The organism is Photobacterium sp. OFAV2-7, from assembly GCF_022347985.1.
Lineage (GTDB): Bacteria > Pseudomonadota > Gammaproteobacteria > Enterobacterales > Vibrionaceae > Photobacterium.
The window spans coordinates 1-10,996 of sequence record NZ_JAKRFQ010000070.1 but is presented as its reverse complement, the minus strand read 5'-3'; the positions used below and the strand labels follow the sequence as shown (position 1 = coordinate 10,996).

Annotated in this window: 6 protein-coding genes and 1 pseudogene; 4 read left to right on the top strand and 3 right to left on the bottom strand. The window is 46.4% G+C overall.

All coding sequences use genetic code 11. The features are described 5' to 3' along the window. Positions 1-862 (bottom strand): annotated as a pseudogene (locus MHN01_RS06905) (hypothetical protein); the annotation flags it as partial. Between the two features lie 499 nt (positions 863-1,361). Between MHN01_RS06905 and MHN01_RS06900 the strand changes: the two are divergent. From MHN01_RS06900 to MHN01_RS06890, 3 genes are all read left to right on the top strand, one after another. Further along, the gene (locus MHN01_RS06900) at positions 1,362-2,993 is read left to right on the top strand and encodes a methyl-accepting chemotaxis protein (RefSeq protein WP_239410644.1); all 1,632 of its coding nucleotides are present in this window, start codon (positions 1,362-1,364) and stop codon (positions 2,991-2,993) included. A 358-nt stretch (positions 2,994-3,351) separates the two neighbouring features. Next, positions 3,352-4,983 carry a methyl-accepting chemotaxis protein gene (locus tag MHN01_RS06895; protein ID WP_239410643.1) on the top strand — a complete coding sequence of 544 codons (1,632 nt, stop codon included), beginning with the start codon at positions 3,352-3,354 and terminating at the stop codon, positions 4,981-4,983. 197 nt (positions 4,984-5,180) lie between these two features. Continuing rightward, complete coding sequence (locus tag MHN01_RS06890; protein ID WP_239410642.1) at positions 5,181-5,840, top strand: peroxiredoxin; 660 nt, start codon at positions 5,181-5,183, stop codon at positions 5,838-5,840. A gap of 121 nt (positions 5,841-5,961) precedes the next feature. Here the strand turns inward: MHN01_RS06890 and MHN01_RS06885 are convergent, their stop codons facing one another. Further along, the gene (locus tag MHN01_RS06885; protein ID WP_239410641.1) at positions 5,962-7,257 is read right to left on the bottom strand and encodes a lipopolysaccharide biosynthesis protein; all 1,296 of its coding nucleotides are present in this window, start codon (positions 7,255-7,257) and stop codon (positions 5,962-5,964) included. Between the two features lie 251 nt (positions 7,258-7,508). Here MHN01_RS06885 and MHN01_RS06880 point away from each other — a divergent pair, with 251 nt between their 5' ends. Further along, positions 7,509-8,951 (top strand): cytochrome P450, encoded by a 1,443-nt coding sequence (locus MHN01_RS06880; RefSeq protein WP_239410640.1) that lies wholly within the window; start codon positions 7,509-7,511, stop codon positions 8,949-8,951. Positions 8,952-9,030: 79 nt separating this feature from the next. Here MHN01_RS06880 and MHN01_RS06875 read toward each other — a convergent pair whose 3' ends face one another. Then, on the bottom strand, positions 9,031-10,818 hold the full coding sequence (locus MHN01_RS06875) for an ABC transporter transmembrane domain-containing protein (protein WP_239410639.1): 1,788 nt from the start codon (positions 10,816-10,818) through the stop codon (positions 9,031-9,033). Positions 10,819-10,996: the final 178 nt, after the last annotated feature.

The window sequence follows — 10,996 nt, the reverse complement described above, 5'->3', positions numbered from 1 at the left end:
TAAAGCTATATTCAATATCCTTAATCGGGATCTTAGGTGAAAAACCCAAACCCACTTTGATATTAGTACTGGTTTCTTTTTCGATTTTTGACTCAACTTGATCTTGCATTCTCGGGTATAAGTCATTCAGGTATATTTGACCTGCTTGCAGTTTTTCTTTGTCATTGACTTTGATATCGACATCAACTGCATCCAGATATTCATTATAAACGTAGCTTGAGTTGCTGTTGTGATACCAACGACGGTAAATATCTGACCAACTCCCTTCCATACCCATATCTACACCAGACCCTTCGGCCAGTACTATTTCTACATATTTATCCTTGTCACCTGAGCGGGCATAAAACGGGGACTTGCTGTAATAGCGCACTTTATATTTTAAAGTCACATTCCCTTTGTTCTGGCGTTCGACATTAAAACGGCGATGAATAACAAACTCCATCACACTGCCGCTATCCTGAGTAGCCGATCGCCGGCTTCTACTCAACTTACTGAGGTCATTAACCAGGCTTGAAACAATATAATCTTCATCCATGTTATCAAGAAGGTAGATTTCCCTTTTCTTGATATCATTTGGCTTGGTCACCAATACAACGTCACTCTCTACCCCTAAGCCCAGCAGCTCATAGGTGAACACCTTTCTCTGCTCTTGGTTGATATCAGCCAGGTTTAGGACATAGTAATTACAGCTTTCCGGTAATGAGCTTTCGTTTCCGTATAAATGGCACTCTTGCTGAAAATAGGGTGTTGTCGACTGAATAATATCGGATAGTGTATCTGTCTGATCAATAGCTGATGAATAACTGACGGCACTAAACGTCATGAAAGTCATAGCTGTAACTGGATATAGAACCTTGCGCATCTCATTTCCTTTTAATGATTTATTTCTTATTGATTGAAATGATGTTTCGCGCACATTCTAAAAATAAAGCAAATACTCAGCCATAGCTAAAACTGATTATTGTGTTATTGAGTCGGAAAATAACCCTTTTTTCAACAGGCTTAGCTGGGATGAGCGTTATTTATAAAATCAGTAAGGTAAAAGAAATTACCTTTAATTCTGGCCTGTATTTAGACCGTGAATATTCTTTCACAAACAGCAATTTCAAACCTATTTCTCCAGTAATAAACAATAAGAAAATGTGTCGATGTTGTCACATTTGGATTGCGAGAAATAATAATCCAGATATAGCAAGCGGCACTTCACAATATTTCCCTACTCCAGCCAAATTATAGTTGGAAGGAATATCTCAATTCTGAAGTCCATGAATTGAACCCCCATATTCAACCAATAACATACCACGTACTTTCATAATGAGACTTAAGCATAGTCCCATGCAATAAATCGGGAATTTCACCTTATGAGCTTTAAACACCTGTCAGTCGGTAGAAAGATTGGCGCAGTATTTATGGTCATCTCTATCGCAGTCGCTGCGTTGGGAGGCTTTCTTACTTCTGAAGTCGGAAAACTCAAAGACAGTGTATTGGTACTGACTGATACGTCATTACCTAGCATTGTATTAGTTAAAGACATGCAGACGGATGCCGCTACTATCCGCAAAGATCAATTTTCTCTTATTCCGAATATTAACCACCCCAGCATGAACACCTGGATTGGTGATTATGAAAAAATGATAAGCGAAATGGATCACAAGCTCGCACAATACGAAGAAACGCTGTGGAGTGATGATGACATCAAGCATTTCAATGCCGTTAGCGATGCATGGCAGGGTTACAAATCACAGCAAGCCGCCTTTATTTCGGCCATTAGAGCCAAGGAAACATCACGTGCAAACCAGCTAGTACTGGACAGTTTTGACAGCTTTCTCAAAGTAGACGAAAGTCTTCAGGCATTATTTGAGCTTAATCAGTCCTATACAGCTCAAGATAGATTGAAGGTGTTAGATCGCGTATCACAGGCAAACCTTCTGACAATAAGCGGTATTGCCATCATCCTGGGCTTTATGGTTGCCATGACGATCTTTCTTACTCGTCAAATTTGCCAGCCGCTTAAGACAACAATCGAAATGGCACAACGTATTGCCGCAGGCGATCTCACCTATCAGCTTGATCTCAATGCTATGGGCAACGACGAACTGGGCAAGCTGGCATCGGCCTGTGTCTCGATGCAAAACAGACTTCGTGATTTAATTCATGAGATTTCTAGCGCCGTCACCCAGCTTAGCGCTGCGATAGAAGAAGTCAGTGCGGTATCTGAGCAAACATCGCAAGGGATGAAACAGCAGCAAGACGAAATCAACATGATTGCCGCTGCCATGAACCAAATGCAATCTACCGTCAACGAAGTGGCCAGCAATACCGAAGACGCCTCTCACTCCGCGACTACAGCTACCGAAAATGCCAGCCGCGGCGGCAAAACGGTACGGCAGAATATGCAAAGTATTCAGCAGGTTGCTGGCGTTATCGAAGATGCGGGCAATATGGTTGAGCAACTTGAAAAAGATTCAGCCAGTATCGGCATGGTTGTCGATGTGATCAGCGGAATTGCCGAGCAAACCAATCTGCTTGCCCTGAATGCGGCTATTGAGGCTGCCCGTGCTGGCGAGCAGGGCCGCGGATTTGCTGTCGTTGCCGACGAAGTGCGCTCACTGGCAGGCAAGACGCAGGCATCAACCAGTGAAATCATCACAATCATTGAACAGTTGCAAAATAGAGCCAAAGAAGCAGGCGAAGCAACCAAGCAGAGCTGCACTCTTATCCACGAATGTGTTGGGCAATCACAAGATACGGGCAATGATATCGCTCAAATCGAACAGGAAGTTGGCCAGATCGCAACAATGAGTATGCAAATTGCCAGCGCCTGTAGCGAACAGAACTCTGTCACTGAAGAGCTCGGACGCAATGTCGAAAACATCAGCTTATCGTCGACAGAGGTGGCTTCAGGTGCCGGGCAAACAGCCCAGGCCTGCGTAGAATTGAGTCAACTGGCAGTCAGCCTGCAAGATAATGTCGCTCGTTTTAAACTAGCCTGACATCATTTTCTGTTTAACCTAACCGACAATCAAACCTCCGGTCAGAAAGATACCAAGCCTATCGTTGTTGAACATAACTTAGCAATGAATAGGGTTGGTATCACCTAATCAATCCTTTCTTCGGCCACTCCGATCGGATTACGTCAATAATACCCCATTTGGCAAGGGCTAATCTTCCATCCTACCGACAAGCTACTAGTTACCCCTACCCCTCTGATTTATATAAATTAAAGTTGTGATTGACACCTCAATTATCATTCTTATAAATTGAACGAACATAATCAACATCTAACATAGCGCCCAATTTCATAACAAGATTAATTTATTGTCATACGTAGTAGAACAGGAATTCGAACACATGAGCTTTAAGAATCTGTCAGTCGGTAGAAAGATTGGCGCAGTATTTACCATTATCTCTATCGCAATTGCAGCCCTAGGGTGGTCTCTGACATCGGAAATAGGAAAGCTAAAAGATAATATACTCATTCTGACCGACACATCACTCCCAAGCATTGTTCTAGTCAAAGACATGCAAGCCAATGCAACAGCCATTCGACGCGATCAGTACTACTTCATTTCAAATATTCATCGTCCTGACATCAACACCTCACTCTCCAGCTACAACCAACGCCTAGCAGAGATGGACAACCAGCTCGCCCAATATGAGGAAACCCTTTGGAGTGAAGAGGACGTCCGACACTTTAATGCCGTTGCGAATGCCTGGAAAAGTTACAAATCACAGAAGGACATTTTTATAGCTGCCATTAAAGCCAAAGAGACAGAAAAGGCTAATGATCTTGCCCAAAACAGTCTTAATGATTTCAATGAGTTAGATAAAAGCCTGCAAAGCCTGTTTGAGCTTAACCTCTCCTACACTGCACAAGACAGACTAAAAACCCTCGATCGTGTATCACAGACCAACACCCTGACAATTGCCGGGATTCTATTAATTTTGGTCTTCATGATTGCGATGACCGTCTTCCTTACTCGTCAAATCTGCCAACCTCTCAAAACAACGATAGCTATGGCAGAACGCATTGCCGCCGGAGATCTTACCTATCAAATTAACCTCACTGCGATGGGTAATGATGAACTGGGCAAACTGGCCTCTGCCTGTACATTAATGCAAGACCGACTTCGCGATTTGATCCACGATATTTCAAGTGCAGTAACCCAGCTCAGCGCAGCAATTGAAGAAGTGAGTGCCGTTTCTGAGCAAACATCGCAAGGCATGAAGCAGCAACAAGACGAAATCAGTACGATTGCCGCCTCCATGAACCAAATGCAATCCACCGTCAACGAGGTGGCCAGCAACACTGATGAAGCTTCTCATTCTGCTTCTACAGCCACAGAGAACGCCAACCGAGGCGGTAAACATGTTCGACAGAATATTCAGAGCATCCAGCAAGTCGCCACAGAGATAGAAAATGCCGGCAATATGGTTGAACAGTTAGAAAATGACTCAGCCAGTATCAGCATGGTAGTAGATGTGATCAACGGAATTGCCGAACAGACTAACTTATTGGCCTTAAATGCCGCTATTGAAGCTGCTCGTGCAGGCGAACAAGGCCGTGGTTTTGCCGTCGTTGCCGACGAAGTCCGCTCACTGGCAGGTAAAACACAAGCCTCGACCACTGAAATCATCACGATTATCGAACAGTTACAATCCCGAGCCAAAGGAGCTGGTGAAGCAACCAAACAAAGTTGCCACCTGATTAACAGCTGTGTCGGTCAATCACAACAAACAGGCAATGATATCACTCAAATCGAACAGGAAGTCAGCCAGATCGCGTCTATGGCAATGCAAATTGCCAGCGCCTGCAGTCAGCAAAACGCGGTGACAGAAGAGCTAGGACGCAATGTAGACAGCATGCGACACTCTTCCGCAGAAGTCGCTTCTGGAGCCGGACAAACTGCCCAGGCCTGTGTCGAACTGAGCCAACTTGCTGTTAGCCTGCAAGATAATGTTGCCCAATTCAAACTAGCCTAATACCTCTCCCACCAGGTTCATTAAGCCCTTGATTTAGTAACTAATGAACCTGGCATCCCCCACCCCGTTTACCTGACTAATAGTCAAGACCTGAATGACTGTTTTTCTTATTACGAACCGACATTCCGGCTTGCAGTCTGGTACTTGAGAACTACATTTAAACAGCAAGCCAAACAAGATGTAGACGGAGGCATAGCATGCCATTACGTATTGGAGATGAAGCCCCGGATTTCACTGCCGACACCACTGAAGGCTCCATCAGTTTTCATGATTGGATTGGAAGCAATTGGGTAATACTGTTTTCCCATCCCAAAGATTTTACTCCCGTTTGTACCACAGAGCTGGGGTATCTGGCCGGCTTAAAGTCTGAGTTTGACAAGCGCAACTGCAAGCTTATTGGGCTGAGTATCGACTCTGTCAGTGACCATGCTGCCTGGGCAAGAGATATTGAAGAAACCCAGGGACACGCGCTGAACTATCCATTAATTGGTGATCCCGAACTCAACGTTGCCAAGCTCTACGATATGATCCACCCCAATGCCAGCGGAAATGCCAAAGAGAGAACAGCCGCCGACAATGCCACTATTCGTTCCGTTTTTGTCATCGGCCCTGACAAAATGGTCAAACTCATCCTCACCTACCCGATGAGTACAGGACGGAATTTTGATGAAGTGTTGAGGGTGCTGGACTCAATTCAGCTAACCGCCAAACATAAGGTCGCCACACCAGTAAACTGGAAACAGGGCGAAGATGTCATTATCGTTCCTGCTGTCTCGGATGAGGAAGCCAAGCAAAAATTCCCAGATGGATGGGATGCGCCAAAACCCTATATCCGTATAGTTCCGCAGCCTAAATAGTTTCCCTGTCCAGGTGGTTTCCATAACAAAGAAGCAAGAAACACATGCAGATACAGGCCAAAACAATGAAGCCTCATAATCATCTATGAGGCTTCTCTTGATTGTGAAATTGTAACTTTGATTATGCCGGCACCATGCCACGATACCTTCTCACTAAGCGATACTCGGCAACCGAAGAGAGAAGAAACATCATCAAGTACCCCAAGCCAAGAGCGACGATAATCGCCACCACATTGGTGGTAAATAGCGATAGCAAGTAAAACGCACCAACCAGAGTAATGATCCCGCTCAGTCGGATAAATAAACTTTGAGTGAAGTTACCGTGTGCCTTGATATAGGCAAGCTGATAGGCATTGAGCATCATGAAAATAAAAAAGATAGAGAAATGGAACAACACCGGCACAGCGCTTTTGTATTCTGCCGGGAATACCCACAATACAATATGCTCTCCCCACAGAAGCATAGTGACAAAAAACACGGCAGAGACAAGACCGGCGACCTTGAAGACCCAGCGTCGAATGGCTTTGATTTGATCATGTTGCCCCTTGCGGACGCAAACAGCCAGCTCCGGCAATACAAAACGGTATATCGGGAACACAAACAGCATCGTCATATAGGTAAAGACCGGACGGACAATAACCTGAAAATCACCTAACTCGTCAATGCTAAAATAGCTGATAGTCAGCAATACGGTGATATATATCATCAAGATACTTGCTCCGGCTTCCAGCGAGGCCGTAAAACTTTTTTTCACGTAACTAATGAGCGCAGGATCAAGCTGTACCGTTGCTAATGGCCGGGTCGCGATCTCTTTTCGGCGGCGAATATACATAAATGCCGCCATCCCCAACGAAGAGAGGCTCATGCTATAAAACAAAGACGACAGCGCTTCCAGTCGGAGTACGTAATAGCAAAGCAAGAACAAAACAACGTTGCCTACAGGCTCAAGCCAGGTCACCTTGTTAGAAATACTGTAGAGACGATACATGGCGACCAGATTGGTAAAGTAAACCTTAAGCCCCATACTGAAAATGACCCCGACTAACTCCAGATACCCAACATCAATATGTAGCTCATGCTTGATATACGGAATCACTAACCCCCAGGTGATCAGCACCATGACAATCAGGCTAAATCGGAAAATATTAATAATATCGCGGTCATTCTGAGTCTGACTGTAGCTGACTACCATTGACGAGCGAAAACCTGTCATCAGGATCAGGGATAGTGAAATAATGTCGACCACACTGTTAAACAGTGCCAAATCACCTTTCGGTACCCACTGTGCCAACCAGATTTTGAACAAGAAACCGACTGAAATACTGGCAAGTGTTGCCCAGATACCGGTAATAAATGCTTTCTTGAGTCGTGACAATGCATCTTCTTGATGAGGACTCTGCGCTGATAGATTTTCCATAACACTGATAACTTGGGCGACGATGAAAGCATGTTACTCCAATAATGCAGCCAGATCCCTCAGTAGCGGCAATAAAACTGAAAAATAAGCATTCTCATTTGAAGGCGTAAATAAAAGGAGCCAGTTTTCCCACCTCTTTGAAGAAAATATCAGCAACATGGCTATACTTATCAACTGGTACGATCTGTATGCAACTCAAATTATCTACTTTGCCCCTTGCAAAGTAGGTAACGACAACGGAGATAACTGGCATGACGGAATCAGTAGTACGCAACAACCAGCAAGAAATAAGAACACTGGGTGATCTTCCTCAGCCCAAAGGCTGGCCGGTACTCGGTAACTTCCTGCAAGTAAAAAATACGACTCTCCACCAGCAACTGGAAAAATGGGCGACAGACTATGACGATACCTACAAAGTCGATCTTGCCGGCATGATCTTCGTCGTCATCTCTGATCCTATGATTGTGAAAGACATCTTACGCCGACGGCCAAAGGCTTTTAATCGCACAGCCAACCTGGAACGCGTTTTCAAAGAATTAGGTATCCACGGCGTGCTCTCTGCCAATGGTGAAAACTGGAAGCGGCAACGCAGGCTTATCATGCCGGCTTTTAGCAAGAAAAGCCTGGCTTCCTTCTTTCCGTTACTGGAACAGACTACCGAACGACTCAGACGCAGACTACTTCACAGCAGTAATCAGGCGACGGCTCTCGATATCCACGATGATCTCCGTCGGTTTACCGTTGATATCACCACAACGCTAGTTTTTGGGCATGACACTCGCTTGCTCGAGAAAGACGAAGACGGATTACAAACACACCTTGAAGTGATCTTTCCTCAACTTAACAGCCGCACCAAGATGCCCTTTCCTTACTGGCAGTACATCAAGCTCAAAAAAGACCGTCAATTAGACCAGGCATTGGTCGAAGTTGAAAAATATGCACTTGAAATAGTTGAACAAACACGTGAAGAACTGCATCAAAAGCCCGAATTAGCAGACTCGCCAGAGACCATATTACAAGCAATGGTCGCGGCTTCTGATGATGAAGATAACCGCCTTAGCAATGAAGAGCTGTTTGCCAACATTCTGACCTTGCTTCTGGCAGGAGAGGACACGACCTCCAACCTTATCGCCTGGATGTTGTATTTTATCCGCCAGATGCCGGAGGTTCAGCACAAAATTGCCGAAGAAGCAGAAAAGGTGATTGCGGCTAGTGGCGGTACACTGTGTGTGGAAGGGTTGGAAGATCTAAAATACCTAGAAGCCGTTGCCCGGGAAACCTTACGGCTGAAATCTACCGCCCCTATGATTTCAGCGGAAACAGCCAGCGAGCAAACCCTGCTCGACGGCACCCAGTTACCCGCAGGAACCAACATGTTCTTGCTGACGCGGCTCGGTGGCCTGAATGAATCCCTGTTTCCTGATGCCAAACAGTTCCAACCAGAACGCTGGCTTGAAGACTCACTCAGCCATGAAGCCTGCCCGCACAGAGCTACCAGCCATTTTCCCTTTGGCGGCGGAGCGCGTCACTGCCCCGGCGAATCATTGGCCTTCATGGAAGCCAAAATGGTCGTTGCCATGCTTTGTAGGCACTTTACCATCACCAAACCAAGTAACTCGCCCACTGTAGAAGAGGAGTTTGCCATTACTATGCGGCCAGCAAACCTTCAGGTTTGTTTACAGCCAAAGCTGTAACGCTGAGCATAACTCGTTAATCCATACACCGGTACGGCAGCTCGACCGCGAAGTCTACAGCTGCCGGTTTTTCTCGGTGTCATTTCTCGATATCAGAGGTATCGAACTGAAGCTCACATAAGCGCTGATACAACGCAGATTCTTCAAGCAGTTGCCAATGAGCCCCTTGGGCAACTATACGACCTTGATCCAGGAGCACGATAACATCAGCATGAATGACGGTCGAAAGACGATGGGCAATGATCAGGGTTGTCCTATTTTCCATCAGCTCATTTAGGGCTGCCTGAACATGAAACTCACTCTCCGCATCCAGCGCACTTGTCGCTTCGTCCAGCAGCAAAATATCCGGGTCTTTCAATATAGCCCGGGCGAGGGCTATACGTTGTTTCTGTCCACCTGATAGACGCACTCCCTGCTCACCGAGATAGCTTTTGTATCCCTCAGGCAAATCAAGAATAAAGTCATGCGCATGGGCACGCTTGGCAGCCAGGATAACCTCTTCATCCGAGGCATCAGGACGACCATAGCGGATGTTGTGCCATACATCTGCGCTGAACATAATTGGCTGCTGCGGCACCATCCCCATCTGCTGACGGAGTGCCTGGGGTTCAAGCTTGTGGATCGGTGCCCCTTTGAGCCGGATCTCACCTGAAGACGGGTCATAAAAACGTTGCAGCAGCTCAAACAACGTCGTTTTTCCGGCTCCCGAAGGACCAACCAATGCAACGACCTGCCCTTTTCTAATCATCAGGTTAATTTCAGATAAAGCTGCACTGTTCGGGCGCGACGGATAGCTGAAGGTTACAGCATCAAAAGCGATCACAGTATCAGCCGACGAGTCGACTTTCTCCACTTGTTGCGGCGCCTGTATAGCACTTTCGACCGCCAGTAACTCAAATAACCTCTCGGCCGATCCCGAGGCCCGCTGTAACTCACCATAAACTTCAGAGATTGTCGCCACCGACATCGCAACCATTACGGCATAGAATACAAAAGCGGCCAGTTCACCTTCGCTGATCCTTCCTGCCAGTACGTCCATACCTCCCACCCACAGCATGATACTGATAGCGCCAAACACCAAAAATATAACCGCCGCGATAAGCACAGCACGCTGCTGCACTCGTTGCCGTGCAACTGAAAACGCATTTTCGACCTCGGCACCAAACGCTTTCTTTTCCTGACTCTCCCGGGTGTAACTCTGAACCACTTTAATATTCTGGATGATCTCCCCGGCGTAGGTACCGACATCGGCAATGCTGTCCTGACTTTCTCTTGCCAGGCGACGAACCTTGCGGCCGTAATAAAGCATTGGCAGGAGCACCACAGGTACGCAGCCCACCACCATGAGCGTCAGTTTCAAGTTGGTAAGTACCAACATCAGCAAGCCGCCCACCAGCATCAGAAAGCTTCGAAGCGCCATCGAAAAAGACGAACCGATAATCGACTGCAGCAACGTAGTATCTGTCGTCAGCCGCGACATGATCTCGCCGCTGCGGTTCTCTTCAAAATAACTAGGATGCAAATCGAGCAAGCGATCAAAAACAGCCTTGCGAATATCGGCGCAAACTCGCTCTCCCAGCCAGGACATCAGATAAAAGCGGGTAAAGGTACCAACGGCCAAAATACTAATCATTACCACCATCACACCTATAGCGTGACTCAGTTGTTCTTCAGAACCCGCCATAAAACCATTATCAATGATCATCTTCACCCCCTGCCCTATCGACAGGCTGATAACGGCAGTGACTAGCAGGGCCAGAAGCGCGGCGGCAACCATGGCTTTATAAGGCTTCACGAACCTGAGTATTGGCAGCAGTGGATTCAGTGCTGTAATTTGTTGGGTGCTATCGCTCTTGTCGTGGGACATAACCTACCGAGATAATGGGTAAAGGAGATATACCCAAACTACCTCAAGAGGCTCGTTTCAGCGAGAATTACTTTGCTTGTAGGCTAGGCACCGATTAGAAAATCTAGTGGCTCTAAATTAATAATCGGTAACAACGCATAGAAGCAAAGTAAACTCGCCCGTTGGGAGTGAGCCAGCG